This window comes from Streptomyces sp. NPDC057963 (genome assembly GCF_042887155.1).
In the GTDB taxonomy this organism is placed as follows: domain Bacteria; phylum Actinomycetota; class Actinomycetes; order Streptomycetales; family Streptomycetaceae; genus Streptomyces.
The window spans coordinates 189,244-216,212 of record NZ_JBHVPX010000012.1 but is presented as its reverse complement, the minus strand read 5'-3'; the positions used below and the strand labels follow the sequence as shown (position 1 = coordinate 216,212).

Genomic DNA, 26,969 nt, shown 5'->3' with positions numbered 1-26,969 from the left:
CACCACAAGCGGTACGGGCGTGGCGCACTCGCACAAGACGCGACCCCGCTGCGTAGCCGACCGAGTGAGCCGCTGAAGTGTCCGCGCGGCAAGGAAGGCAGCCGACGGCCGGTTCCGCCGGGGTCAGCCCGACTTCGGCGGCTTCTGCGCGTCGAAGGCGAAGAGAGTGTTCTTGGCCGCGGCCACGATCACTGCACGCCCCGCGACGGTCACGCGCGGGCTTGCGCCCTGCTCGCCCGTCAAACCATCGGCCTGCGGATCTGTTGTCCACAGGGGTTTGCCACCGTACGGCGACAGCGCGACCACCCGGCCGGTGGCCGAGCTGAAATACAGCGCGTCGGCTCCCGCCGCCGGACCCGACGCTCCCTCCACGCCCGTCTGCCGGGACCACTTCTCCCGGCCGGTCGCGGGGTCGAGCGCCGTGACGAGACCGATCTGCGTGCTCACGTAGAGGGTGCCGTCCGCCATGCCGGGCGTCCCCGAGTATGTCTTGGCCAGCCGGGAGTACGTGACCTTCCGCGAGGCCGGGTGGACCCGTGCCACCCCGTCGTAGCCGGCCAGTGCCGTTCCCTCCGTGTGCTCCTGAAAGAGTACGAGCCTGCCGTTGGCGACGCCCATCGGCACGGCGGGGCCGTTGACCGCGATGGGCCTGCCCAGTGTCCCCGAGGCGCGGTCGACCGTGTACAGAGTGGGGTGGCGCACCTCTGAGGCATCCACCTCCGCATCCGTCGCGCACATCGCGAAGAACTGCGGGCCCACCGGGACGGGAGCGCACTGTGTGCCCGCGGGGAACGGCGTCTTCCAGGTGACCGTACCGGTGTGCGCGTCCCGGGCCTCGAAGCGGGAGTTGGAGGCGTCGACCGTCACAACGGCGGAGCCGACCACGATGGCGTCCTGGGTCCGCCCCGTGACGGCCCTCGACTGGGCGCCGGACGGTACGGACCACAGCTCCCGGCCATCGTGCGCGTCGACGGCCACCACCTCACTGGGAGGGTCCTGCGGGGCGTCCTGGGCGGCGAAGCGGTAACCGAGCACCGTGTCGTCGGTGGCGCCCACCAGGTGCATGCCCTGAACGGGGACGCCCGGACTCTTCGCCGTCCACGCCCGCGAGCCGTCCGAGGCCCTGATACGGGTCGCGACAACACCGCCGCCCCCGCAGAACAGCGCGTCGCCGCGCGCGACGCAACGCAGCTCGTCGGGGATGTCCTCACGACCGCCCTGCACAGTCGTGCGCCACGGCCCGAAGCCGTCCGGAAGTGCGGCACCCGGCGCCGCGACGCTGTTGCCCTTGTTGCCGCCGCTGTTCCCCCCGAAGCCGCCCGCCTTCAGCACGGTGACTCCTCCGCCGATCGCTGCCACCGCGACCGCGGCCGCGAGCACGGGACGCCATCGGCGATGCAGACGGCGGCCGATGGGGGTGCCCGTGCTCCCTGTATCAGGACCGGCCGGAGCGGTCGCCTGGGCAGCCGGCGCCGGGGTGTCCCTCATCGCGAAGTGATGCTGAGTGATCATGTCGCGAGTGCGGCCCGCACCAACCCCGTTCGCGGCGGTCCCGCCGAGGTCGGCCGGCAGGTCCCGCAGCAGCACGAGGAGTTCGTCCGCCGAAGGGCGTCCCTCGGGCTCCTTGGCCAGGCACGACTCGACGACCGCGCGCAAGGCCGCCGGCACGGCACCCAGCGACGGCTCCTCGTGCACCACCTGATATGCCGTCAGGTATGGGCTGTCCGCGTCGAAGGGCCCGTGGCCCGTCGCTGCGTACACCAGCAGCGTTCCCAGCGAGAAGACGTCGGACCGCGGCCCCACACCACGCGGCGCCTGCAACTGCTCCGGCGACATGAAGGGCGGCGTACCGATGACCCGCCCTGTCATCGTCAGCGTCTGCTGGTCCACGGCGCGCGAAATGCCGAAGTCGATGACGCGCGGACCCTCGGGCGAGAGCACGACGTTCGAGGGCTTCAGGTCACGGTGGACGACCCCCACGCGGTGGATGTCGCGCAGCGCCTCCGCCAGCCCGATGGCGAGCCTCCTCAGCTCCGCTCCGTTCAGCGGGCCTTCCGCCGCGATGCGCTGAGCGAGCGTGTGCCCCTCGATATAGGTCGTCGCCATCCACGGCTGCTCGGCCTCAGGGGCAGCGTCGACCACGGCGGCGGTGAACGCACCACTCACCCGCCTCGCCGCCGCCACCTCCTGCCGGAAACGGATGCGGAACTCGTCGTCCCCCGCGAACTGCTGGTGGATCAGTTTGATCGCGACAGGTCGCCCCGAGCTCGTACGGGCCAGAAAGACCGTGCCCATGCCACCCGAGCCGAGCCGCGCCTCAAGCGGATAACCGCCGATCTCGGCTGGATCACCTCCGCGCAGCGACACTCTTCCCGACCTCCCGTCCCCCGTGCACCTCTGCCGCCACGGGCCTGCGTACCTGTCCTGCACACAAACTAGCCGCAGGGCAGTACGGCAGAGCAAAGCGGGTGACGAACAGGGAGCCCAGGGCTGCTCCCGTGCCGCACACGACGAAGCCCCGCCAGGACGTGGCGGACCTTCCTTGCCTCACACGCTTTCACGCAGTTCTCACAGATCTCTCACCACGTGTGCGCACTCTCTTGGACAAAGGCGCCCTGAACTGGACATCAAGCACCGCTCATGGACGGGCTGGACGCCTTGGACGGTCGTGACGACATGTGCTGTGAAGTACCAAGAGAGGGCCCCGAAAACAGGATCGGTGCGTCTTCCGGCCCGTCAAAGCAGTACTGCGGGGTTTCAGCCGTCGCCCCGCTCACCTGCCCACGCTCCCATATTTCCTATTTTCTCGACAGAGAGGTCGGGACACCGGACCTCGCCGCCCACCTCGCCGCACTCCAGGGCCTGCCCGCCCAGGCCCGTCGGTTGGCCGCGGCCCGTGCCGCAGCCCTTGCCTCCACGCTCGGCGCAGGACTCACTCGGGCCTTCCTGGAGCCGAGCCGGGCGGGGGTGCCGTCGCGGGAACGGGTCCGCGGCGCCTCCCGTTCCTCGCACCGGCTCACCCGGCGACCTCGTCGGGCCCGCGCCGGAGGGCGGTTTCGAGCAGGGCCACCAGTCGCCCGACCTGCTCCTGCGCGTTCCGTCCGTCGTGTCCGCCGGTCATGAGCAGGTGGTGGAGGGTCCCGACCAGGGCGAGGGCCGCGGAGGCGGTGTCGGCCCGTACCGCGATCCGACCGCCCCGCCGTTCCGCGTCCAGGTAGTCGGCGATCGCGTCCTGGACCGTGTCGAAGCCCGGCGCACCGCCCTCCAGGGCCTCGCGGATCCGCACGGACGCCGCAGGGCGGGTGAGCGCCAGGCCGGCGACGGTGGGGCCGGCCGAGGCCAGGAGCGCGAGAGCGATACCGAGAAGGTTCTCCGCGACGGTGCCCCGCCCCACCCGCTCCCGGAGCTCTTCGGCGTGCCGGGCCACTCGCGCGAAACGGTCCAGGACCAACTCCGCGACGAACTGGTCGAGTCCGGAGAAGTGCGCGTGCAGAAGGCCTTTCGCGCAGCCGGCCTCACCGGTGACCGCTCTGCTCGTCAAGGCTCCCGGCCCCTCACGCTCCAGCACCCGCTCCGCGGCGGCGAACAGCCGCTCACGGACGTCCGGAGTCGTCACACCACGCGGTGACATGGGTCCCTCCCTCTCGACGTGTTTACAGTATGGGCGATTGCCCATACCTTGTATGGGCGCCCGCCCATACTAGTTGTCCAAACGTCTCCGGGCGCCTGCATCCATCGGGGAGCAACACCACATGCGACGCATTGCCAACAGGGACCAGGAAAAGGCATGGAACGGTTACGAGGGGACCTACTGGGCCGACAACCAGGACCGCTGGGACGGCGTGAACGAAGGATTCGACGAACCGCTCATTACCGCTGCGGCGATCACTGAACGGGACCGCGTCCTCGACATCGGCTGCGGGGCGGGGTGCACCACCCGTCTTGCCGCACGGCGGGCGAGTGGCGGCCGGGCGTCGGGCCTGGACCTGTCTGCCCCGATGCTCGCCCGTGCACGGGAGTCCGCGCGGTGCGAGACGCTCGGCAATGTGACGTTCGAGCAGGCGGACGTCCAGGTCCATCCGTTCGGTCCCGGCACCTTCGATGTCGCGATCAGCCGCTTCGGGGTGATGTTCTTCGACGATCCCGTCGCCGCCTTCACCAACATCGGGCGGGCTCTGCGCCCCGGTGGCCGCATCGCCTTCGTCTGCCCTGCGGAGCCCGGCCGGACCGAGTGGCTGCAGGCCATCCAGGGGCTGCGAGACATCCTGCCCGTCGGCGGTCTGGGTGCCCCGGGTGGCCCCGGCATGTTCTCGCTGGCGGACCCGGCGACCGTGCGCGACATACTGTCCCGCGCCGGGTACGAGGCCATCGGCGCCGCACCTGTCGAGGCGTACGGGACATGGGGCCGGGACGCCGCCGACGCCGCCGCCTTCCTGTTGGACTCCGGCCCCGGCCGGCACCTGATGAGCCAGGCCGGGGAGGATGTCCGGGATCGCGCCCGGCAGAGGCTCGTCGACCTCCTGCGACCCCACGAGCGGACAGGAACACTCCAACTGCGCAGCTCCGCCCTGTTGGTCACTGCCCGCAGGCCCGGGTGACCGAGGGGCGGCGTCCGCTGCCGGGGCGGACACCCGCCCTCGGCAGCGGGCGCAGGCCCGGCCGCAGTCGCCGGAGAACAGTGGCCCCTTTTCAGGCTGCGGCCTTTCCCGGCTGGTCGCCGCTGCCCGCACTCTCGGCGGCGGGTGCGGTGCGCAGGGTCAGCAGGGCGGCGAGGGCGCCGGTCACCGCGAGGGCCGCGGCACCGAGAAAGACGGCGGGCCCTGCAGGGCGTGGGCGCCGCGCTGATCGCCCCGTCTGCCCTCACCCTGCTGATGGACGCTGTGCAGCCCCCGAAGGCGACGACGTAGGCGTTGAAAACCTACGACAGGTTCTCCCGGGAGAAGCCCAGGTCGGCGAATATACCCCCGGGTATACATGGCCGGCCTGCTTGAGGACCCCGTGAGCGAGCACCTCGACGGAGCCCGTGAGAAGCCGCACCCCGGCCTGCCCAAGGACCGCTCATTCCCAAGGGAGTCGACCGAACCCGGATGGCCCGCTGAGCCTCTGTTCGACAGTTTCCACAAGAGACTTGACGGAATGTCAGTTGTCTCGATCGCCCGTTGGGTCGGAACCCGCTGAGGTTCACAGCGTCGGGTGCGGGTGTCCTGGTACGCGGTGGTCCTGGTGGAGGGCGTGCCGCTCTCCCGATTACCGGCGGCCGACAGGGGTCGTTCGGTCCCTGCCCCGATCCGCCCCCTCGAACAATGCCGCTGCGAGCGCGGCGGTGCCCGAGGATCGTGAGCACGGCAGGCAGTGGGGTGGCCGGTGCGAGCCAGAGCGACATGCCGCCGCCCAGCGCCAGCGCGCTCCCGGCGACCACCGGCGGCATCCTGGGACCGCGCCGAGCATCAACTCGCTTCGCCTGCAGGCGGAGGCCAACACCATGGCACTCTCGCCTTCCTCGCCGAACTCGCCGGAGACGACCGGGCACTGGAATTCACCGTCGGAACCGAACGCGTGGGTGGGGCCGGCGGAACTCGACCGCACGCCCGCCGGGGACTACGGGACAGCCCTTGGCTATGCGCCGCGACGGACCCGGGCGGCCTTCCGGGCCTCGGCAATCTGGCGGGCCTCAGCGGACCGGCGAGAATCGCCACCGCCGCCGGCCCGCCCCGGGCGGGTGCCCAGACCGCGGAAGGGGGCGCCGCCGCGCTTCGGGCGCTCCGCGACCGGCCCGCTGCCGCCGACGGGGACACCGGAGGGAGCCTGGGCGCCAGTGATGCGGCTCAGCTCGGCCTCGCCGGAGCGGACCTGCGTGATCTGCGGCCTGATGCCCGCGTCGGACATGAGACGGGCCATGTCCCGGCGCTGGCCGGGGAGGACCAGCGTGACGACGATGCCGGACGCGCCGGCGCGGGCTGTACGGCCGCCGCGGTGCAGGTAGTCCTTGTGGTCTTCGGGCGGGTCGACGTTGACGACGAGATCGAGGTCGTCGATGTGGATGCCCCGAGCCGCGACGTTGGTGGCCACGAGCGCCGTGACGTCGCCGGTCTTGAACTGTGCCAGGGTGTGGGTGCGTTGGGGCTGCGGCTTGCCACCGTGCAGCGCCGCGGCCTTCACGCCGCTGCTCAGCAGGTGCTTGGTGAACTGGTCGACAGCATGCTTGGTGTCCAGGAACATGATCACGCGCCCGTCGCGGGCAGCGATCTCGGTGGCGGCGGCGTACTTGTCGGCGCCGTGCACCTGCAGCACGTGATGCTCCATCGTGGTGACCGCACCCGCCGACGGGTCGACCGAATGGACCACCGGGTCGTGGAGGTGACGACGGACAAGTAGGTCGATGTTGCGGTCCAGCGTGGCCGAGAACAGCATGCGCTGGCCGTCGGGACGTACCTGGTCCAGCAATTCGGTGACCTGCGGCATGAAGCCCATGTCCGCCATCTGGTCGGCCTCGTCCAGGACGGTGATCTTCACCCGGTCCAGGCGGCAGTCCTTGCGCTCGATGAGATCCACGAGGCGGCCAGGAGTCGCAACGACCACCTCGACCCCGGCACGCAGTGCGTCGGCCTGCCTGCCGATCGACATGCCGCCGACCACAGTGGCCAGCCGCAGCTTCAGCAACCGGGCGTACGGGGCGAGCGCATCGGTGACCTGCTGGGCCAGCTCGCGCGTGGGGACGAGGATCAGGGCCAGCGGCTTCCGCGGCTCGGCGCGCTGCCCGGCCGTCCGCACGAGAAGCGCCAGACCGAAGGCGAGCGTCTTGCCCGATCCGGTGCGCCCGCGGCCCAGGACGTCACGCCCTGCGAGGGAGTTCGGCAACGTGGCGGCCTGGATCGGGAACGGCTCGTTCAGGCCGAGGCTTGTAAGCATCTTCAGCAATTCGACTGGCATGTCCAGTTCACCGAAGGTCGCGGCTGCGGGGAGGGCCGGGGTGACGGTGACCGGCAGCGCGAACTCCCCCTGTGGTGCGGAGGAGCGGCGCCCGGTATCGCCTGGACTGGCGCCAGGGCGCCTCTGGTCCTGCGGGCGGAAACGGTCGTTCGTGCGAGCTGAACGGCTCATGGAGAACCTTCCTCGGCAGGGCGCGCATCGAGGAATCCCCGACAGGATGAGCCGGATGAATTGCAAGAACGAGCCGAATATGAGAATAAAAAATCCACTGGAATGCAGAAAAAAGAAAGCCGGGCCCCAACGCAAGGCGGGGCCCCAGCCATCCCATACGCTTCGGCGTCAGGCGGGAGTGATGTTCTCCGCCTGCGGACCCTTCTGACCCTGCACGACGTCGAAATTCACCTTCTGGCCTTCCTGAAGCTCACGGAAGCCCTGCGTGGCGATGTTCGAGTAGTGGGCAAAGACATCCGGGCCGCCGCCGTCCTGCTCTATGAAGCCGAAGCCCTTTTCCGAGTTGAACCACTTGACGGTGCCAGTAGCCATGTCACATCTCCTTGGGGCAGTGCCCGCGGGCCCACGCCGTGTGAACCCCTGCGTTGCCACAATGAACCCCATCCGGATAAGCACCGGAGATACAGAAAATGCCCGACGACATACAGCCGCCAAGGCACTTGAAGTTTCGGGAACCACAACTGCAACTACATATAATTCTAGCACGACAGAGGCATCCGAACCACTTTCACCCGTGTCGTAAAGCCTCAACTTCGCGGCAACACCGGATCAATATGTCGGCCGGCGTCAACTCGAGTACACGCGGAAGGCGAATTTTCAGATTACCCAAAGGGCGACCAATGAGAACTCGCCCTCTCCAGCGACGGACACCTGACCTCCACGAGTCTTTCTTTTCCAGAGGAAAGTCAAACGTACCTCTCGACCGGGATCATCTCGATTTATTTCCGTAAAAGACAGGCCCGGAATTACTCGGTGTCGCCCGGAATTACTCGGTGTCGAGCTGCTCGCAGCCCTCCCGCCACCAGGCATCCCCCCTCCTCGCGCAGTTCGACGTCGCTCGGTCGAACTACCGGGCCGTGGTGAGGGGCTTGGCACACGAGAACGTTGGCAATCACGTCGTAAGGGTGGGCCCAGACTCAGTGTGCCCCTACTCGGTGTCCCTACTTGCTGCCGAGATGCCCGTTCTGAGGACGGCCTCCGGCTCCACGGCTTCGACGCCGGCGCCCACACCGTGTACGGAGGTCCCGTCGCTCCGCGCCGCACCCCTGTTCGGAAGAGCGCCACACGGAGTGCAGACCGGCGAAGGCAACTTGGCCCGGTCCTTGACATCGGATCCGAGGCCTTTCAGCTTCTCGGTGTGGTCGAACCGAGGGGCGTCCGCCTCGAATGACTCGTCGCACTCGTCGAGCAGGATCAGCAGGCGGCGCGAATCCCCGTCGGACCAGCTGCGGATTCCCGCCCGCACGCAGTTGTGGCTCTGCTCGTACGAGTTGGAGAACAGGGCGGGTTGCCGCTCTTGCCTGATGGCCACGAGGTCGCGAACGAACAGCGGGGGAGTTCCTGGACGGGCGGCATCAGCAGCCGCACGGATCGCTGCGCGTCCGCCTGCTGAGGTGCTCAAGCCCCGCCTTACCCCCCGATGCAAGGGTGCGGCTGGGCTTTCGCCGTAGTGACGGGAAAGTGACGCAACTACCTGCATACAAGCGACACATCACACTACTTCGTTTATGGATCATTTACCGTTCACAGACGCGCGACCAGTGAACTGATCGCGGCCATCAGGCAACACGGCCGCCAGAAACAGTTGACCGTTCTCAGGAGATTCCCATGTCCTCTGCACGACGCGCAGCGATCGTGATCGCTTCAGCGACCCTGGCGATCGCGGGTACCACCGCCACCGCCACCGCGACTCCTCAGAGCAGGACCGGCGCCCACTGCGTCGCCAACCTCGCCACGCACAAGACCACGTGCTACGGCACCTTCCGCGAGGCGATCGCCGTCGCGACCAGCGGCCGGGTCACCGATGCCCCCACGACGCCGGAGAAGGCCGCGAAGGACAAGGCGTTCGCAGCCGAGCTCAACGCTCCCGCCAGATCGCACAACACAAACGTCGCCGCCAACACCGAGGACTCCATGGTGGGTGCCATCCTCTACAACGACTGGAACTACGGCGGCGGGACCTACACACTCTCGATCCCCGAACCGTGCAAGAACGACGGGCAGTGGGACTACGGCTATGACGAACTCGATGGCTTCAACGACCGGACCAGCTCCGTGCTCCCGGCGAACAACTGCTGGATCGCGCTGTACTCGGACATCTACTACAACGGCACGAGCCAGGAGTACCACGGCTCCACGCCGTATGTCGGCGACGCGATGAACGACCAGGCCAGCTCGGTGAAGCTGCTGTAGAGCCCTGGGTGAAGCCCGTTCGACCGTCGGCCGGGAGTGTCCTGGCCCATGAGCGACACCCTCACCTCTACGGGCTCGCCCTCCACCACCCGCGACGAGCCGCTCGCCCACACCAGGCCCATCGAGGTGGGGCTTCTCGGCTGACGCGCGCCGATGCGCACTTGCGGGTGTCTGCGACCTCGTTCGTACGGTCCCGACACCGCTCGAAAGCGGCATCGGGACCGTTTGACGGATAGGAAGAAGCTTGCGTGCCTCCGCCGCAGAAGGGCGGGAGACCCGCAGATCAATCGGATGGCAGGCGCCCGCGAGTGCGTGTGCGTGTGCGAGCAGCATGCGTGACGGCACAGGACCCGGGCCTCAGAAGAGGTCCGGGTCTCTGCGAGGAAGTGTCACTCAGTGGCGTTGCGCGCCAGCGCGCGGGCCTTGGCCGCCCACTCCCCCATCCTCGTGATGGCGGAGGTCAGTTGCTTCACCGCAGCGGAGATCTCCTTCGCCGGCTTGCGGAGATGGCGGCTCAGCCGTACCAGGGCGCCCGCCGATGCGCCGAAGGAGCCGATCTGCGCCAAACTGTCCTGCGCGGCATCGTCCAGGGACATCAGCTGCTCCAGGAACTCCTCCGCCCCCTCGCCGCGCTCCTCGGGCAGGGTCGTCTCGATGAGGCCCAGCGCGGCCCGAACCCCACTGTCCAGTGTCGCCATCCGCTCTGCGAACGCCCCCGCGACCGCGTTCAGCTCGCCGCCCGGCGCATTGATTGTCTCCGCATACCGGGCCACAGCCGCGAGCCGGGCGCTCATAGGCGCGTTCGCCCGGGTGAGTTCGAGGATCTCGGTGCCGGACTGCTCGGTCAGCACTCCGATCGTCTCGATCGTCTTCGTGATCGCCTCCATGTCAGCGGTCATCTCGTCCAACCCGTCCTCGATCACGGCGAAGTCGTCGAGCAGACCGGGCGAGTCCTCGTCCTCCCCGTTCCCGTCGTCCGCGACGGACGCCGGTCCGTCGCCGGTCTGGAACCCGCGCAGCACCCGTGCCGGCGTGAGGAGTTCGAAGCCGTCCCGGAGCCCGGCCTCCAGGGCGCTCTCGATCTCCCGGCGCGCGGCGGCCAGATGGCTGCGCCTCCGCTGGTAGCGGATCGTCCGGATCGACGCGATGTCGAAGGGCAGCTGCCCGGCCTCCCCGATGTGGATCGTCGGCTTGCCGGTGATGTGCCGCAGCCCCAGCTCGTACATCACGTTGGGATTGCCGCCGCTGACATCCGCGACCACCAGGTCGGACTCGACGACATGCCGGCAGATCTGCTCGTTGATGTCACCGGCGTGCGCGATGCCGTCGGCGCGCAGGGCGGTAATGGCGTACTTCTCGCAGGCGGGGGCAATCACCTGCTCGAAGATGCCGAGGTGGTGCTCGTACGCCTCCTGCTCGGGGCTGCCTTGTGCGGCGTGCGGGTCGCCGATGGGGCCGACGACGAAGCATCGCAGGGACTGTCCGGAATCCTGTCGGAGCGTCTGTGACGTGATCATGCGGATGCCTCCGTTGTATGAGGGTGGGTGTTGTCGGGCCGGGCCTCGGCCCCGGCCTCGCTCTCCAAGGGGACGGCGTAGACCGGCAGTTCCTCGATGCCGAGAGCGCGCAGCAGGTAGGCGGTGGGGATGCGGAAGCGCCTTCCGAGACGCAGCACGGGGCAGGGGAAGGCCCCGAGGTGGATCAGCTTGTACGCCGTCGCGGGGCAGATACCGAAGGCGCGGGCGGCCGTGCGCAGGTCGACGCTCAGGGGCAGATCGAGAGCCTCCGCGAAGCCGAGCGGCGGGCCGGACCGCGGGCTCACCGCCGGGCCCCGGTAGGACTCAGAGCCAGTGTGCCGATGAGGTCGGCCTCCTCGTGGCGGCGGGCCCGGAACACCAGGTCGGGCAGACGGGTGTCGGCTCGCGGACCGCCCCGCCGGGGGCGCGGCTCGGCGAAGCGGAGCGTGGTGTGCAATCCTTCGTGGCGAGGAGGGGGCGTGATGTGCAGTTCCCAGCCCTCGGCCGGGCGTGGCTGCTCCTCCGGCGGGACGGTGGTGTTGCGCGCTTCGGCGAAGGCACCGATGTCGATGACGGGGATCTCCCGCGTGACGCGCTTCGCGTAGGCCCACATCCGGTTCACTGCCTCCTTGACCAGGCGGCCGCCAGTGTCCGGGCCGTCCGGGTCCGTCGCATCGAGAGCGGCGAGCACGGCCAGGACGGCCTCCGCCTCAAGGTCGGCCCGGTCGACCCGCCACAGGCGCAGGATCCGGTGCAGGTTCCGGTACAGCCCGGGAAGGGCCAGCCAGACGACCAGCAGCCGTCCGGCGCCTTCACCGTTCCGGGGCTCCCGCCGTGCCTCGGTGACGGCCTGTCGCCAGACCGCCGCGCCCAGCGCCGTGTCCCGTCGTGGTCCGTAGAGGGTCGTCCTGCTCTCCTCCGGGGAGAGCAGGACCGTACGGGAGCCGACGCTCACCTCAAGGGACGGGCGCGGGCAGCCCGGCAGTCCCAGGACGCCCTTGTCGATCCGGGCGAAGACGCCCCCGGGTCCAGTCGATGTCATCACTCCTCCTTTCCGGCCTCGTCGGGCCGGAGGTACGACAGAGCTGCGGCGGCTCGTCCGCAGGCGTGTGCGAGGTCGGTCAGGGCCGACCGGACGGCCGCGTGGCGTGTCATGCGGGCCAGGGGCGCGCTCCCACGCCGGCCTCTGGACGAGGCCGCTTGCGAGGCCGGCGGGTGGAAGTGAATGCCGCCGTAGACGGCGTGGCCGACGTTCACCCCGTAGTCCGCCCGCTGGCCGTCGCTCCGCTTGCGCCAGTGCGATGCCTTGTAGGGGGCCGTCACCTCGCGGGCCCGGTCGGCGGAGGAGGCAGGGGCAGGGGCAGGGGCAGGGGCAGGCCGACGGTAAGGCCTCCGTGGACGTCCCCGCCGACGGCGGCACCCTGATGGACGTGCTGGGACAGGGTCGTCCGGCTCGGGGCACGGCCCTCCGGCGAGGGCAATGGCTCCGGCGCCTCAGCCATGGAGGACCGCACCTCGTCCGGCGTGTGGCCCGGCACGCGAATCCAGCCGTAACCGCCGAATCCCTTCACCTGCACGTGGGCCCGCACGTATTGGGCCGGGTCGAGACCGGGCCCTCCGGACCGCACGACGTCCTGGTACAGCCGGTCCGACACGATGACGGCGAGATCCGCCACAGTGAGGGCGGCCAGCACGGCCCGCAGCTGGTGAGCGTTGACATAGCGCGCCACGGCGACCGGGGCCGGGCCGGCATGGCCCAAGGCGGCGTCCGCCACCACGCCGGTGTCCACGGCCAGTCGCAGCCTGACCCGCGGGACGGCCAAGCGGGTGTTGCGGTCCCGGAGACGGACCGCCAGGTGCTGCACGAAGGGCCCCAGAACGGAGGCCTCCTCCGTGGCCTCCGGGAGAACGGCAAATTCCAGGTCGCCCTGCGGCTGGCGCGCCCAGGCGGCACGGTCGAGCCCGGTCAGCAATGCCGCCTCGTCCAGCATTCGGACCAGGTCGGTCTGGACGGCCGACTGGGCCCGGGTGTCGAGGCGGCTGTACTGCTCCACATCTGCGGCCAGGCACAGCCGGCGGTGCGGCACGTCGTGCAGCCGCCGAGGAAGACTCAGTTCGTTCACTACAACTCGCGTCCTTTCGGGAGGTGTTGGGTGCGGTGCACGCCAACTGTCCGAGAAAGGGGAGGAGACGCCAACAAAGTCGCATTAATGCGGCTTCGTGGCCGCGGCCCTAGAAAACCGACACACTCAGCCGGGCTGCCCTCCGCAAGCGGGGCAGGTCCCGTACGTAGGTCTGCCGGAGGCCGGTGCTGATGATGCCTTCGTCCCGCAGCTGGGCGAGTGCCTTGTGCACGGTGTGCGTTCTGGACCCGGTCAGGGCGGCGAACTCGGACTGGGACAGGTTCACATCGATCCGCACCGAGTTCCGCTCGGGTCGCCCATAGGAGGTCGCCAGTTCGACGAGTACGCGGGCCAGCCGGACCGCGACCGGGTACTCGCCGAACTCCAGCCGCCGGCGGTCGGACCGGCGCAGCCGGCCGCAGAGCATGCGGTTGATGGCCATCGAGGTCTCGGGGTTGGTGGAGAGGAATGGCTCCAGTTCGTGCCTCGGAACGATCGTGGCGGTCACATCACCGCAGGCGGTGACCGTGGCCGACCTCGGCCCGAGATCCATCGCCGCAAGCTCGCCCACGATGTCCCCGGCGATCCTGATGTCCATGAGCGACGCCCGGTCACCGTCCAGCCGTGCGGTTACCTTCACGAAGCCTTCGTGGAGGACCACCAACTCCTGTGCATGGTCGCCCTCGTGGATGAGTATGTCCCCCACGGCATAGCGGCACCGCGTACCGAGCTTGGCGAAGGCCGCGCGTGCCTCGTGCGACAACGTGTCGAGGAACGCCGCGTGGCCGTCGGGGTTCGAGCCGTGCATCATCTGCACAGCACAGCACTTGGCCTCCATCGTGGCGTGCGTTTCCGCCCGGTCCGCCGGTGCGCCGGACGCACGCCACGGCGCGCGACGGCGCACAGCCGGAGCGTCGGCCGTAGTCCCTGCGAGCCGGCCCGGCGGACGCCGGGGAACCGCTGATCGCATTCAGTCGCGATCGGCGTCGCCGATGGCCCTGGCCACACCGTGGGAGCCGAGGAGCAGCAGGCGGTCCAGCACGTCGAGGATCTCGGACCGGCGCGCGGCCGAGGGCGCCTGGACGTACGACCGGACCAGCAACCCACCGATGTGGTGGGCGTCGGCCGCTGCGCCGCGCGCCAGATCGGCCGAGGCAGCTCCGAACACCGCGAGGAAACGCCGCACACACGTCAGGGCCAGTCCGTCGACGCGGTCAGGGGCGTGCTCGAACGTGATCAGCAACTGGGGCAGGGCGGTCTCGAAGGCGCGGGAGTCGATCAGCGCGGTGAGCGTCCTGCGGTGCGGTCCCAGTCGTCGGCCCCGCAGCGCGCCGGCTACCTCGGCGGCGGCTTTCCGTACCTCCTCGTCCGGATCGTGGAAGAACCGGACAAGCGCGTGGTGGGCGAGCGCCGCGTCCCCGGTGTTCACGAGACGCCGGGCGCACACATCAGCGGCTCCCTGTCGCTGCGCGGCGTCGTTCCCGGCGAGCACCTGAGCCAGCAGGCCCGGAGTCTGCCACTCCATCGCGGCCAGCGCGGCGACCTGTCCACCGATCCGGCGCACCGCCACCACCGGGGAAGCCAGCATCCGTTCCGTCAGAGGTCCAGCCGTCTTCGGAGCCCCGTGCATCAGGGCCACGGCCAGGCGGGACACGTGCGGTGACGCCAGTAGCTGGTCGGGAGCCCGGACGAGCACTTCGAAGGCGTCGGACACCGCCGGGCGGTCATGGCGGATCGCGGCACGCAGCACGTGGGCCACGCACGCCCGGACGTCGAGGGAGGGGTCGGCGGTCAGTCGGCCCAGTCGGGGGACGACCAAGGCGGCGCGGGACCCGTCCGTATCGTGGACGAGCAGGTCTCCCAGGCTCTCGGCCGCGCTGCCCCGTACGGTGTTCATGCCCGCGGTGAGCAGGTCGCGCGTCATGTCACCTTCGTCCGCGCCGAACACAACCTCGGTGTCACTCGGCTCGCCGGAGCCGAGAGCGCGGCTCAGGAGCGCCTCGACCAGATCGAGCGGCACGTGGTCGAGGTACTTCCGCAGGGCGTGTCCCAGCCATCGGTCTTGCCCCGGTCTGCCCTGGCCCGCGAAATGACGTACCGCCGCGAAGACGGTCTCCGGGTCCTCGTACGGCTCCGCCTCCCCGAGGCCGAGGAGCAGCGAGGCGCCGTAGGCAGGGTGCGTTCCGGCGTCCATCCGCAAGGAGAGCCGCGCGAACCGGCCGGGGTCCGCCACCGTCATGCTCCGCAACACGTAGGACAGTTCGCGCGCCCCACCGGTGAAGGCCGCCCAGTCGGTCCGGTCCCGGCTGTGCTTCCTCATGGCCCTCAGCCATTGGTCGTCACTCATGTGCTGAGCAGCTTCCGGCGGGATGGGCGGCCCGACGAACCCGCCCGTCGCTCCCTCGGGCTCGTCCGGCTCCCGCCGGTCGCCGTGGAGTCGGCGGAGTTCGCCGAGCCGACGCACCGCCCGCTCGGAGAGCCGCCCTTCGGGAAGCGCCGTCAGCAGGGTGAACTCGTGCCAGGGCGAGAGCTCCTCGTCCGGGGGAAGGCGCAGGTGGAGCAGTGACTGCTCCAGCCGACCGAGGGTGTCGTCGGGAAGGGCACCACTGACGGCGCGCAGGACCTCGCGCGCGCCCCACACGACATTGGCCGCGTAGCCGGACAGGAGACGGTGTCCGCCCTGGAGAAGGATCTCTGCGGACCAAGGAGCCAGGGCGGGTCCCCCTGCGGCCAGTGCTTGGTAGAGGAGCCACTGTGCCGTCTCGTACGGCATGTCGGCGAGCCCTTCCACGAGCCCACGTGTACGCACGGCGTCCCGGCCCGCCATGATCCGCAAGGCCTTGGCCGCGCCTTGCACCAAGGCGTCGCCCAGATCGCCCGGGTCGTCGCCTGGATGGCGGTACGAGAAGTGCCGGTCGCAGACGGGCCATCCGGTCCGCGCGGGGTAGGCCGTCACCCTCACAACGGCCAGCAGGACCGGCAGCAGCCGGACGCAAAACTCCTCCGGTGCGCCGAGCGCAGCGACCTCCACCGTCTGGAGTGCGGCGTGGTCCGAGGTCAGCAGCACGGCGGCCCTGCCGCTGTCGTCGAGTTGAAGAGCCTTCGGGCGTTCCGCCAGCAGCACGCCCAGCAGTTCGACTGCCCATGTGGGTTCTTCGGCCGCCAGGTCGCCCGCAAGGGCCCAGAGGACGTGTTCGACGTCTGTGAGGAAGCCGGCTCGGATGCCGTCGAGCGCAAGGTCGAAGAGCAACCGGCTGTCGGCGAGGCCGGCACGGGGAACGATCCGCTTCAGCCAGGATCCGTACAGCGGATCCGCGGCGTGTGGTTCGAGGAGGCGGGCCACCCGGTCGGGCAAGGCGCCGACGACTGACATCAACAGCTGTACCGCCCGGTCCTGTTCCCTTGTATCAGCACTGGCCAACCAGCTCTCGACGACCGCCTCGGCGTCCGCGCGACGGAACCACGCCGGGGTGCCGACCACGCCGATGAGGTGGTCCCGGAAGGCGGGGCGGGTGTCCAGTACGCGCGCGACGGCACCCCACTCCGTGGCAGTTGGGACGTCCAGCGCACGCAGCACGGCCAGGGTCAGGTCTTTGAGGTGGTAGCGGACCTCCGGGCTGGTCAGCAGCGCCTCGACATCCTCGGCGAACCTCTCCGGGTCCAGGTCCCGCAGATGATCGAGTACCTGCCGAAGCTGACCACGTCGAAACAGCTCCTGCTCCCCGGCGGTGAGAAAGGCGACCAGGCTCTCGTCGCGACGGAGCCAGTCCCGCGCGAAGGCGTAGTCGAAGAAACTCTCGTGGAAGAAGGCCAGTTGCCGGCCGTCGCGCACACAGACATGTTCCGACACCAGGATCTCCCGACTGGCGGCGAGGTCATCCGTGTCGAGCATGCTGTACGGCACGAACAGTCGCTGTCGCGCACTCATGGCGCCCGCGACGGCCGATACCGCCTCGTGGAAGCGCACGGAGGGCCGGCGGCGCTCGCAGTCCTGCCGTTTGGTGTTCCAGAAGGCGTCGAACAGTTGCCGGGTGGTGTGGAAGGAGAGAGCCTCCTCCTGTTCCGCGACCTCGGCGAGGAGGACGAGATGCAGTGGTGACCGCAGCAATGCCCGCTGCGTCGCCGTCAGTCGGGAGGCATCCAGGCCCATGCCGGTGACGGCAGCGTCGACCTGGGGGTCTGAGAGCGACCCGACTGCGACGCGTGCGCAGTGGTCCGGGGCGGCGAGCAGGCGAATGCGGTGATCGGCCTCGGCGTCGAACGCGCGGCAGGCCAGGACTACCCGCATGCCCGGGTGTGCCATCGCCTCGTCCACCAGGTCGGCCACCGCGTCGAAGGCCAGGGGGATGCGTCCCGACGCCATGCTGACGGCGTCGAGCTGGTCCACGACGAGCACGCAGGGCCGCCCGTCGGCCATGGCGCCGAGAGCGCCGACCGGGGAGATGTCCAGGCCGATGCGCTGCCCCAGGGCATGGGTCGAGTCGAAGGAGTCCAGCCGGTCGAGGCGGAAGGCGAGCACGGGAGTGGCCGCGTCGTCGAGGGCGGTGAAGACCTGGTGCAGCACGGCACTCTTCCCACCGCCCGCGGCGCCGGTCAGGAGGATGAACTGCCGGGTGTCCACCCTGACCTCCTCGATGAGCCGGACGGCCTCCTCACGAGGGATGGTGGGCGTGAGCAGCTCACGTTCGACGGTCGCCGCCCACCGGCTCGTCACCCTTCTCACGGCGTCGGACACCGCGACACCGTCCACCCGCCCGACCCGCCGCAATCCGTACGGTGCCAGCCGGGCGGTAAGGGCCCCGGCGTCGAGCGTGGTTCCCAGGTTGTCGAGCAGGAGTTGGCCGAGGCCGACGGCCGCCAGGCGGCCCGGTGCTCCCCTCAGGACCTGCTCGGCCGAAACCGCGTTGGTGAGCACGAGGTCCCGTTCGTCGCGCCGCTCCACCCGGAGCCCTCTCAGCATGCGCCAGGCGGTCGTGGCCGAACCATAAATGTCGCCCGAGGCAAGGGCGTCGAAGGGACCTCGGAGTTCGTCCGTCAGCCACTCGCCCTCGAAAGAGGCGACGTCGTCGCAGCGCCGGGCGCGATCTGCGAGTTCGTCGATCGCACGGGCGGGGAGCGCGGAGACGAAGCGGAACGTCCGGCCGGCCGCGACGTGGGACCGCAGGTGCCCCCAGACCCCCTTGTCGTGGAGGGAGGCCACGCTCCAGCTGTTGGCGTTCCGGTTCTGCCGTTTGACTTGGTGCGCCTCCGACTCACCGTTGTGGCGGTAGACGAACCCGACTCCATCGCCCAGCGGCCCACCCGGCTCCAGGGAGATCGACGTCCCCATACCCAGCAGCACGTACAGGGCATGCCTGATCGTCCAGGCCCCCTCGAAGCAGTTGCCGAACTCGTCCGTCTCCCCACCCGGCCGCGGTGCCACAGCGCTCCTTACGTCTCCTGGACGAACTCGTCAGCCGCGCGCGATACCGCATGCATGCTACGCGCGAGGGCCGTCGAGCGAGCCCCATCGAGCAGGGCGTGCGGTGATCGGCCTTCCACAACAAACTGCGCGACGTGCCTTGCAAAGAAGCCGGAAGGGCACGCGCTCCTTCGACGAACCGAGCTCCCTTCATCCCACGGCAACCCGCCACGCCGTCGCCCGGGACCCCGTCGCCATCGAATGCACCACGCTGCACGTCCTGTCTGTCGAACTGTCGGCGCTCGCGTTGGGCGAGGAGTGCGTGGTGGGATCAAACCGCGTCATCAGCTGCAATACGGTGCGCTACTCGACCCCGCCGGGCCACGCCTCCACCAGGTGTGGTGCCGGGCGGTCGGAGAAGAACTGGCCACCGACTGGCCATTCCACAGGCGCTGCGTCGAGGTCCGGCGGGTGCTCGTGCCACGCACACCGGACCGCGGGAAGCGGCCATGTCGGCCCTGTCGACACGCGGTTGGATCAGACTTCCGGCCAGAGCGTCGTCCGAGCCTCAGGAATCCCGAACGACGCATCGCCGCATCGCCCGCGAGACCATCACAAACCCCTGAACTTGCAGGTCGGGCAAGTCTGCATGACCTGAGCGCTCAGTCGACCCGTTCCGCGAACGTAAACAGAAGGAACCCGCCGACAACCCGACCCCGAGCGCAAAGCCGTTCCCCTTCCGCGTCAGGGCCCGCACACCCCACTCCCAGCGGTTGCAGGACGTCTCGAACTCCGACGTCAGCCCGCCGTGCCCCAACTCCAGCCCCGACAAAGCAAGATCCGAGAACCCCCGGCCCGTCGACACCTGACCGATGAACCCGAGATCCTTCAACTCCGCATGCGCCAGATCGATCCCCTTCGCGATCGCAGCCAAAGCCTCCGGCGGCACCTGAAGATCGGAACTCTCCCCGCTCACTGCATCCCCCGAGATCCACCGCAACCGCATCCGGCACGATCCCCGCCACCGGCGGAAACAACATCCCGCCCTCACCACCCGCATCCAGCGCCACCCCCGCAGGCCCCGGCAGCAGCGGCACCATCACATCCAGCAACCGCGCACCCAACACCGTCCGGTACACCCACTTGTCGCCTTGAGCACTCCGATCAGCTTGTCCGATCTACTCAAGCGCCCCGGACAAACCCCGCCCGCACCAGCACGACTGCGTTCCGGGCTGCCGCACGGCGTGGTGCGGCCCGAGGGACCGCACCACGCCGTCCATGCCCGCTGTCAGGAGGGCATAGCACCGTAGCCGCCGAACTCGGCGAGGAGGCGGTAGCGCTCCTCCAGCGACAGGAAGTCGACCCTGGCGGCAGGTAGGTCCGGCTGGGCGACCATATTCTGCAGCAGGCGTTCCAGCCGCGCGAGGTACGGCTCGGCCTCCGCCGGGGCGAACGCGTCGGTGCGGTAGCCCAGGCGCAGGGTCAGCCCGGAGCCGGGGATCACGGACAGGGCGAGCGGGTAATGCGTCGCGTCCGCACCGGCGATACCGACCAGCTTCAGCCCCTCGGCCGGGGAACCCCAGGCCGACGCGTCCAGGGGGTAGCTCTCGAAGACCATCGTCGTGTCGAAGAGGTCCCGGCTGCCGGCTTGCCGCTGCACCTCGGACAGGCCCAGATGGTGGTGGCCCATCAAAGCCGCCTGCTCCTCTTGGAGCCGCTTCAGCAGCCCGGCCACCGATTCGCCGTCGCGCAGCCGTACGCGGACAGGGAGCGTGTTGATGAAGAGGCCCACCATGCCCTCGACACCGGGCAGCTCCGGCGGACGGCCGGAAACCGTCATGCCGAAGACGACGTCCTGCCGGCCGGTCATGCCGGCCAGCAGCAGACCCCACGCCGCTTGCACCAGGGTGTTCAGGGTGACGCCTTGCCGCCGGGCGAACTCGCCGAGCCTGCCCGTCAGCTCCTCCGACAGGGTGCTGGTGAGGTGCCTCGGCAGTTCGAGGGCCCGGTCGGCCACGTGGGGGGCGAGGAGGGTGGGGCCTTCGAGCCCGGCCAGGGCGGAGGCCCAGGCCGCGCGGGCCGCGTCGCGGTCCTGGGCGGTGAGCCAGGCCAGGTAGTCGCGGTAAGGGGCGACCTTCGGCAGCCGGGAGTCGTCGCCACCGGTGCCGTAGAGGGAGAGCAGCTCACCGATGAGCACTGATGCCGACCAGCCGTCCCACAGGATGTGGTGGTTCGTCAGCAGCAGGCGGTGCCGGACGCCGCCGAGCCGGATCAGCGTCAGCCGTAGCAGCGGCGGGCGGCCGAGGTCGAACTTCCGCCGACGGACCTCGTCGGCGATGCGGCATGCCTCCGCCTCACGCTCGGCGTCGTCGAGGCCGGAAATATCCGCCTCGGTCCAGTCCAGGGGGACGTCGTGCCGAACGATCTGCACGGGGCGATCGAGGCCGTCGTGCCGGAAACCGACGCGCAGGTTGGCGTGCCGGGCCAGCAGCCGCTCGCCGGCGGCCTTCAGCGCACCGGCGTCCAGCGGGCCCTCGAAAGCGAACGTGATCTGTGCCGTGTAGATGTCCGTGTCCGCCTCCTCCAGGATCGCGTGGAAGAGAAAGCCCTCCTGGAGCGGTGCCAACGGCAGGACGTCGTCGAGATTGGGTACGGCGCCCTCGCATGCCTCGATCTGATCCTGGGTGAGGTCGACGAGTGTCAGGTCGGAGGGGGTGTGGCCGCCGGCTCCGCCGGACTCGACGCCGGCGGCCAGGCCGTGCAGGGCCTCGCACCACAGCCCGGCCAGCTCGCGCACGTCGTCCTCTGCCAGCACACCGCCGGCCCAGGACCAGGTGGCCTCCAACACCGGCCCGCCGGCCAGGTCGTGCGTGATCGCGTTGACCTCCAACACGTGCTTGAGCGGCATGGCGGCGTCGGCCCCACCCCCCATGCCACCGATTCCGGGCAGGACCTCCCAGTCCTGGCGGTCGCCGGTGGCCATGCGGCCGAGGTAGTTGAAGGCGATCTGCGGGCTGCCGTACACCGCGAGTTCGGACGCGGTCTTGGGGTTGAGGTAACGAAGCAGACCGTAGCCCAGGCCATTGTCGGGGATGGCCCGCAACTGCTCTTTGACCCGCTTCACCCACCCGCCGACCACAGGACCCCCCGACATCAGGGCGTCCCAGGCCACCGCGCCGGGATGGAGGCGGACGGGGTGCACGCTGGTGAACCAGCCCACCGTACGGGAGAGATCCGCACCCGCCAGCTCCTCACGGCCGTGCCCCTCCACATCCACCACCACACCAGGAGCAACCACCACATACGCCACAAGCCGCTTGTCACCAGGCCGGTCCTCCCGCGCGACCACCACCACCTGACCCACCGACCCGTGCCGGACCAGCACCGACTCGATCTCACCCAACTCGATACGGAAACCCCGCACCTTCACCTGCTGATCAGCACGCCCCACATACTCCAGCGCACCCTCACGGTTCCACCGCACCAGATCCCCGGTGCGATACATCCGCTCCCCGCCCCACCGAACGGACACGCAACAAACCGCTCCGACGTCAGCGCCGAACGACCCCAATAACCCCGAGCCAACCCAGCGCCAGCGACATGCAACTCACCCACCACACCCGCCGGCACCAACCCCAGACGGTCGTCCAGCACATACGCGCACGTGTCGTCGAACGGGACACCGATCGGCGGCACCTCCGGCACCTCACCGGCCGACCGCTTCGGCCAGTGCGTGACGAACGTCGTCGTTTCCGTCGGCCCGTACACGTGTCCCAAAGCCATCCCGGGGCACGCCTCCAGCACCCGACGCATCGCCGCGGGCGAGGCCGCCTCACCGCCGGTGAGCACTTCCCGCAGACCCGAGAACGCCCCCGCGTCCTCCTCCGCGATCAGATTGAACAACGCCGTCGTGATGAAGATCGCCGAAAGGCCCTCCTCCACCACCAGGCTCCGCAGCACGGGGCATCCAGCGCGCCGACGAGGGCGACCTTCCGCTCCCGTGACGGCAAGCTGGAGCGACTTCCCGTTCCCACCGGGGCACACGACGTCATCGCGACGGCCGTCACGGCGCGGGGGGACATCTACGGCTACGGTTACGGCGCCGACGACAACAACTACACCAAGGTGTACTTGTGGCCCGCCGACAATCCCGGCACGGTGGTCGAACCCACCGGCTTCCCGCGCGGCAGCAAGGTGGAAGGCGTCGATGCCGACGGCGCGGTCGCCGTCACCGCGGTGTCCAACCCCGAGGGCACCTGGCGCCCGTACGTATGGGAGGACGGCGTCGCCAAGGCCCTGCCGCTGCCCTCCGGCGCGCCGAACGCCAATATTTCGGCAATCTCCAACGGCCGCGTCGTGGGCCACGACCTCACCGCCGACTTCGGCTACTTCGCCGTCCTGTGGGACAAGGACGGCAAGGTCGAGAAGCTGCCGGGCGGCACTGACACCACCGCCATCAACGCGGACGGCCTGATCATCGGCACCGGCAAGACCAACCTCTGGCAGCTCACCCAGGCCAAGCCTGCCCTCACCGGCGCGGGTTCCCTCAACGCCGTCACCGCCGATTCCACGATCGCCGGCTCCGCACCGACCGTCGGCAGTAAGTCCCCCATCCTCCCGGCCGTCTGGCACTGCAGCTGACGACGGGGCCCAGCACAACGGCCACAGATGACACGTGAACCTTCGGACGTACAGACCGCTTCCCGTTCCTCCCGCAGCGGTCACGAGATTACGAGGGGTTCACGTCTGAAAAGTACGCGCCTTGTGTCCTCAGTTTGAAAATGAAGCTCAGAGAAAAAGGCTGCCCTACTCCGCCTCCAATAGCATCGGACTCAGGACCGTGATCAGTCAGGGGCGAGGGGGCGGCCTGGCGGACGGTGATGTCGTGGTCGGCAACGGCGCGGAGCAGCTCGACGGTTCGCGCTCAACGCTGCGCGGGGCCGTAACGTCGGTCCCAGCCGTGATCAGCCGAGCGAAAAGTCACGAGCCGTCGGCCACGCAGCGGTTGAGGTTGGTGACGGCCGTGTGATTCGCCGCCGCTCCCCTAGCCTCGCGGCGCCACCTGCCGCAACGTGAGGTTCGTGCGCCAGTACGTCGCCACCGGCAAGACCCGGTCTTCCTACGGCAGCCGCCACGGCCGGCCGCGCTGCACGTCACCACCACGACGCCGCACCAACGCCACCAACCTGGCGAACTGCGCCTCGGTCAGCCCAGAGAACGGCCCGTCGCTGATCAACAGGCCAGCGCCGACCCTGTCGAGGCTCACTCGGTGCGCTGCCGTGGGTGGTCCGGGTCGAGCGGCACGTAGGCGACGCTGGCCTTCCATCTGGCGAGTAGCAGGTCGGGACCGTGGCGCAGCACACCGCGTCCTGTGTCTCCAGTCCGGCGCCGCTGTCCCGCACGGACCGCGCAAACCGGCTGGCCTAACGGTCCAGTTCCGGGTAGGCCAAGCGTGGTCTCGTCGGCGACCATCATGGTGCACTCGGGGTGGCCACGGCCTGACGGGCCGATGAGTGCCTTCGTGGCGAGTCTCGCGAAGTCAACGGACCTTTTCGCCTTCCGGGGCGGGTGCGGGCCAGTGGCCCGACTGGCGCGTCGGGCGGGCGCCGGGTTCTCTTCGGGAGCGGAACCAGGGCCGTTGGGCGGGGTGATGTGGTCGGCGGCCGTGTGCGAGCCCGCGTTCCCCGGTCTGAGGAGGAGGGCGAACGGCTCGCCGGTTCCGCCCGGGCCGTGGTCGCCGAAGGCTGTCAGGGGGTGATGACCCGTAGGTCTTGTTCCAGGTCGCGGCCGCGTCCTCCCTGTCGGAGTGCGCGATCACGAGGACGCCGTCGAGGTCGCCCGTGGCCTGTCCATCGACGTCCGGGGCATTCTTGTCCGCCAGTGGCCAGATGCGGTTGCGGTTGCGGACTGGGACGTGCCGACCGGGTGGCCTGCGGAGGCGGCGAGAGTGTCGATCAGGCGGGAGACCCTCGGGTCAAAGGCGACCGGGCCGAAGACGGCCGACTCGCACCGCAGCATCGCGACGTCCGCGAGGCAGTCCCCGCCGAGTGCGACGGTCGGGGCGACGTCCAGGAGGATCTTGCCGGGACCGTGGACGGCCCGCGGTGTGCGCGACGGAGCTAGAGTTACGGATACAGCCTGGTCAAGGCAGTCTTGCGGACTGTTTCGACGAGCAGGGCCGACCCGGCCTGGGAGACGACCTGACGGCCGTCGTCTCGAACGCGGACACGGCGATAAGACCCAGTAGGTGGCTGTACCGGGGAAGTGCCCCTGGCTTCAGTGGGAACAAGGACCTCAACAATCCTCGTTCTTGCAGGTCAGAGGCACTTCCTGTTTCCCTGACCGCCTATCAGACATCCCGCTCCATGAAAGCCCGAGGTCAAGGCCGAAAACCACCTATGCCGTTGATCGACCCTCCTGGCACCTGCTAACTTCTGTTGGCATGAGCAAGGAGGACAGTGCGACCTCCGGTCTGACCGGGGACGACCTGATGCGGGTCATGGCAGCACTCTCCAGCCCGCATCGCCTGCGGGTCGTGGCTGCCGTCGCCCAGCAACGGAACTATGTGAGTCGTCTCGCGCGTGAGCTGGGCATCAGCCGGGCGCTGTTGCAGATCCATCTGCGCAAGCTGGAAGCCGCCGGGTTGGTGTCCGCCAAGCTCGAACTTTCCGAGGACGGCAAGGCGATGAAGTTCTACGAGTCGACGCCCTTCGCCATCCACCTCACCCCGCAGAGCATCGCGACCGCTACCGAGACATTGCACATCGAGGGCGCGTCAGACGATAAAAGCCACCAGAAGGAGTAACCGTGAGGTTCTACGACCCGGACACCATCGTCTGGACGCTGGGCGCCCTCCTCCTCGTCGTCCCGGTGATCATCGTGGCCATTCGTCAGTCCGGCGCTACGGCTCGAGCGAAGGCGAAGCTCGCCCGTGAGCAGGAATACCAACGGCTGGCCGAACTCACCGTGAACACTCAGCAACTAACGCACCACAAGCTCGCTGAGATCAGCATCGCGCTCGCGGACATCAGCAAGCGGGTGGCATCGACGGAACGAGCCCTCAAGGAAATCGAGTAGGCCGAAGACCAGTGCACGAAAAACTGGGCCGCCGGGCTGCCACCCGACGACCCAAAACAGAGAGCAACGCGTCCTGCGTCCAGGACAGTTCCTGTCGAACGCATCTCTCCGCGAAAGGGGGAGCAGTCATGCTGCTCAAAGCAAGTCTCTCGATCACGGCCTCGGCGGCACCGATCTGCGCGAGCTGTCCCTCCCGCTCAGCGGCTGGTCCCTGCGGATTGGCCGAGGCGACCGGGAACGCGCCTCGTTGGCAGTTTACGACACCGAAGGAGACTGCGTCGACGCGATGGTCTCCTCCTTCCTCGCGCCAACGCTGCTGCGCGACGTGTGGTGGGGCGAACGCAACGGGCGGCGCTGGACCCTGGCCTGGGGCAAGGTTCCGGACAATGTCCAGGACGTGCATGTCGCATTCCGGCAGTCGCGCCGGCGCCGTCCGGTTCCGCCTGTCATCATCGCGGAGCGCTTCTGGGTGGCCGAGACGACAGGCCGTTGCCGGCACGTCGCCGCGTGCGCGGACGGCTCTGCCTGGCGCCTGATGTCCCGCGCGGCCTGACCGACGCTTCCGACGCCGGCGCCACCTTTCCTCTCGTCCACGAGACACCGGCCCGTTCACAGTCCGCAGACAACACCCGTCTGTGTCCAGCAGAGAGACCACCTTTCCGATGACCAAGCCGCTCTCCCGCCGCCTCGCGACCGGGGCGACGACCGCCGCCCTGTGCGCGGCCACCGCCTCTGTTTTTCTGACGGGCTGTTCGAAGGAGTACACGACCGACCAGTCGTCGTACGACATCAAGGGCACCATCACATCCTTGCGCGTCGACGACTACGCGGGTGCCATCGAAGTGGTCCCCGGCACCGGCAGCGCCGCCAAGGTCACCGAGAAGTACGCGTACACCGACGGCCGGCCGCAGACCACACACTCCGTCAACGGCGGCGAACTCGTGCTGAAGCACTCCGGGTGCGGCTCGGACGCCGGCAAGTGCTCGGTGCACTACCGCGTGGAGGTACCGGCGAACGCCACCACCCATCTGACACTCCTCGGCGGCGACATCACCGTCCGGGGCCTGTCGGGTACCACCTACGCCAAGTCGGAAGGTGGTTCTGTGGAGGTCGCCGACTCCTCCGCCAAGACCGTCACGGCGCGTGTGGGCGGCGGCGACGTCACCGTCACCTTTACAGGGGTGCCGGACAAGGTGGACGCGAGCACGGAGGGCGGCGACGCCACCGTCCGGCTGCCGCAGGGTACGTACGCCGTGGACGCCACCACGGAAGGCGGCCACCGCTCGGTGGGCGTGAAGACCGACCCCTCCTCCCCGCACAAGGTCAAGGCACACACAGAAGGCGGCGACGTCAGCGTGGAGGCCACTGGCTGAAAGCCACAGGGCTGGTCAGCACCGGCCTGACCTCCCAGCGGCGGGGGCGGGGCACCCCACCGGCGGGGGGCGGGGGGGGGGGTGGGGGCTACCGCCACAGGGGCCCCGGGTGGGGGGCCGGGGA

Annotated in this window: 21 protein-coding genes and 4 pseudogenes; 7 read left to right on the top strand and 18 right to left on the bottom strand. The window is 69.3% G+C overall.

What is annotated here, in order from left to right; genetic code table 11:
- Window positions 1–123: 123 nt before the first annotated feature.
- A complete protein-coding gene (locus ACFVT1_RS27085) occupies window positions 124–2,367 on the bottom strand; it encodes a serine/threonine-protein kinase (protein ID WP_389800023.1) in 2,244 nt (747 codons plus the stop codon).
- 649 nt (window positions 2,368–3,016) lie between these two features.
- A complete protein-coding gene (locus ACFVT1_RS27080) occupies window positions 3,017–3,631 on the bottom strand; it encodes a TetR/AcrR family transcriptional regulator (protein WP_389800021.1) in 615 nt (204 codons plus the stop codon).
- A gap of 121 nt (window positions 3,632–3,752) precedes the next feature.
- Here ACFVT1_RS27080 and ACFVT1_RS27075 point away from each other — a divergent pair, with 121 nt between their 5' ends.
- Window positions 3,753–4,598, top strand: a complete 846-nt coding sequence (locus tag ACFVT1_RS27075) for a class I SAM-dependent methyltransferase (protein ID WP_389800020.1) — start codon at window positions 3,753–3,755, stop codon at window positions 4,596–4,598.
- A gap of 1,018 nt (window positions 4,599–5,616) precedes the next feature.
- Here ACFVT1_RS27075 and ACFVT1_RS27070 read toward each other — a convergent pair.
- The 3 genes from ACFVT1_RS27070 to ACFVT1_RS27060 form a co-directional block, all read right to left on the bottom strand.
- Complete coding sequence (locus ACFVT1_RS27070) at window positions 5,617–7,101, bottom strand: DEAD/DEAH box helicase (RefSeq protein ID WP_389800018.1); 1,485 nt, start codon at window positions 7,099–7,101, stop codon at window positions 5,617–5,619.
- Window positions 7,102–7,269: 168 nt separating this feature from the next.
- Complete coding sequence (locus ACFVT1_RS27065; RefSeq protein ID WP_361458513.1) at window positions 7,270–7,473, bottom strand: cold-shock protein; 204 nt, start codon at window positions 7,471–7,473, stop codon at window positions 7,270–7,272.
- A gap of 616 nt (window positions 7,474–8,089) precedes the next feature.
- Window positions 8,090–8,473, bottom strand: coding sequence for a hypothetical protein (locus ACFVT1_RS27060; protein WP_389800016.1), 384 nt, complete (start codon window positions 8,471–8,473; stop codon window positions 8,090–8,092).
- A gap of 296 nt (window positions 8,474–8,769) precedes the next feature.
- Between ACFVT1_RS27060 and ACFVT1_RS27055 the strand changes: the two genes are divergently transcribed.
- The gene (locus ACFVT1_RS27055; RefSeq protein ID WP_389800014.1) at window positions 8,770–9,354 is read left to right on the top strand and encodes a peptidase inhibitor family I36 protein; all 585 of its coding nucleotides are present in this window, start codon (window positions 8,770–8,772) and stop codon (window positions 9,352–9,354) included.
- Window positions 9,355–9,743: 389 nt separating this feature from the next.
- Here ACFVT1_RS27055 and ACFVT1_RS27050 read toward each other — a convergent pair whose 3' ends face one another.
- The 11 genes and pseudogenes from ACFVT1_RS27050 to ACFVT1_RS27000 all read right to left on the bottom strand — a co-directional run bounded on the left by ACFVT1_RS27050 (window position 9,744) and on the right by ACFVT1_RS27000 (window position 22,355).
- Entirely contained in the window at window positions 9,744–10,871 is a 1,128-nt protein-coding gene (locus ACFVT1_RS27050) for a hypothetical protein (RefSeq protein WP_389800012.1), read from the bottom strand.
- On the bottom strand, window positions 10,868–11,176 hold the full coding sequence (locus tag ACFVT1_RS27045) for a helix-turn-helix transcriptional regulator (protein ID WP_389800010.1): 309 nt from the start codon (window positions 11,174–11,176) through the stop codon (window positions 10,868–10,870). Before ACFVT1_RS27045 ends, ACFVT1_RS27050 begins: the two co-directional genes overlap by 4 nt.
- On the bottom strand, window positions 11,173–11,913 hold the full coding sequence (locus ACFVT1_RS27040) for a hypothetical protein (RefSeq protein ID WP_389800008.1): 741 nt from the start codon (window positions 11,911–11,913) through the stop codon (window positions 11,173–11,175). The genes ACFVT1_RS27045 and ACFVT1_RS27040 overlap by 4 nt, the downstream gene beginning before the upstream one ends.
- The gene (locus ACFVT1_RS27035; protein WP_389800007.1) at window positions 11,913–12,194 is read right to left on the bottom strand and encodes a hypothetical protein; all 282 of its coding nucleotides are present in this window, start codon (window positions 12,192–12,194) and stop codon (window positions 11,913–11,915) included. The genes ACFVT1_RS27040 and ACFVT1_RS27035 overlap by 1 nt, the downstream gene beginning before the upstream one ends.
- Complete coding sequence (locus ACFVT1_RS27030; RefSeq protein ID WP_389800005.1) at window positions 12,191–12,994, bottom strand: hypothetical protein; 804 nt, start codon at window positions 12,992–12,994, stop codon at window positions 12,191–12,193. Before ACFVT1_RS27030 ends, ACFVT1_RS27035 begins: the two co-directional genes overlap by 4 nt.
- Window positions 12,995–13,103: 109 nt before the next feature.
- Entirely contained in the window at window positions 13,104–13,898 is a 795-nt protein-coding gene (locus ACFVT1_RS27025; RefSeq protein WP_389800003.1) for a Crp/Fnr family transcriptional regulator, read from the bottom strand.
- 66 nt (window positions 13,899–13,964) lie between these two features.
- Complete coding sequence (locus ACFVT1_RS27020; RefSeq protein WP_389800002.1) at window positions 13,965–18,416, bottom strand: hypothetical protein; 4,452 nt, start codon at window positions 18,414–18,416, stop codon at window positions 13,965–13,967.
- A gap of 670 nt (window positions 18,417–19,086) precedes the next feature.
- Window positions 19,087–19,401 (bottom strand): annotated as a pseudogene (locus tag ACFVT1_RS27015) (hypothetical protein); the annotation flags it as partial.
- A pseudogene (locus tag ACFVT1_RS27010) lies at window positions 19,376–19,546 on the bottom strand (SseB family protein); the annotation flags it as partial. The pseudogenes ACFVT1_RS27015 and ACFVT1_RS27010, both read right to left, overlap by 26 nt.
- 137 nt (window positions 19,547–19,683) lie before the next feature.
- Window positions 19,684–21,900, bottom strand: a complete 2,217-nt coding sequence (locus ACFVT1_RS27005; protein ID WP_389800001.1) for a condensation domain-containing protein — start codon at window positions 21,898–21,900, stop codon at window positions 19,684–19,686.
- A complete protein-coding gene (locus ACFVT1_RS27000; protein WP_389799999.1) occupies window positions 21,822–22,355 on the bottom strand; it encodes an AMP-binding protein in 534 nt (177 codons plus the stop codon). The genes ACFVT1_RS27005 and ACFVT1_RS27000 overlap by 79 nt, the downstream gene beginning before the upstream one ends.
- 198 nt (window positions 22,356–22,553) lie before the next feature.
- Between ACFVT1_RS27000 and ACFVT1_RS26995 the strand changes: the two genes are divergently transcribed.
- Window positions 22,554–23,036: a hypothetical protein gene (locus tag ACFVT1_RS26995; protein ID WP_389799997.1), complete on the top strand. Its 483-nt coding sequence runs from the start codon at window positions 22,554–22,556 to the stop codon at window positions 23,034–23,036.
- A 412-nt stretch (window positions 23,037–23,448) separates the two neighbouring features.
- Here ACFVT1_RS26995 and ACFVT1_RS26990 read toward each other — a convergent pair.
- Window positions 23,449–23,634: pseudogene (locus tag ACFVT1_RS26990) on the bottom strand (IS5/IS1182 family transposase); the annotation flags it as partial.
- Between the two features lie 364 nt (window positions 23,635–23,998).
- Window positions 23,999–24,697, bottom strand: a pseudogene (locus ACFVT1_RS26985) (transposase); the annotation flags it as partial.
- 140 nt (window positions 24,698–24,837) lie between these two features.
- Here ACFVT1_RS26985 and ACFVT1_RS26980 point away from each other — a divergent pair.
- The 4 genes from ACFVT1_RS26980 to ACFVT1_RS26965 all read left to right on the top strand — a co-directional run bounded on the left by ACFVT1_RS26980 (window position 24,838) and on the right by ACFVT1_RS26965 (window position 26,845).
- Complete coding sequence (locus ACFVT1_RS26980; protein WP_389799996.1) at window positions 24,838–25,200, top strand: ArsR/SmtB family transcription factor; 363 nt, start codon at window positions 24,838–24,840, stop codon at window positions 25,198–25,200.
- A 2-nt stretch (window positions 25,201–25,202) separates the two neighbouring features.
- Window positions 25,203–25,472, top strand: coding sequence for a hypothetical protein (locus ACFVT1_RS26975; protein ID WP_389799994.1), 270 nt, complete (start codon window positions 25,203–25,205; stop codon window positions 25,470–25,472).
- Between the two features lie 286 nt (window positions 25,473–25,758).
- Window positions 25,759–26,025, top strand: a complete 267-nt coding sequence (locus ACFVT1_RS26970) for a hypothetical protein (RefSeq protein WP_389799993.1) — start codon at window positions 25,759–25,761, stop codon at window positions 26,023–26,025.
- A 109-nt stretch (window positions 26,026–26,134) separates the two neighbouring features.
- The gene (locus tag ACFVT1_RS26965; protein ID WP_389799991.1) at window positions 26,135–26,845 is read left to right on the top strand and encodes a DUF4097 family beta strand repeat-containing protein; all 711 of its coding nucleotides are present in this window, start codon (window positions 26,135–26,137) and stop codon (window positions 26,843–26,845) included.
- The last annotated feature ends 124 nt before the right edge of the window (window positions 26,846–26,969 follow it).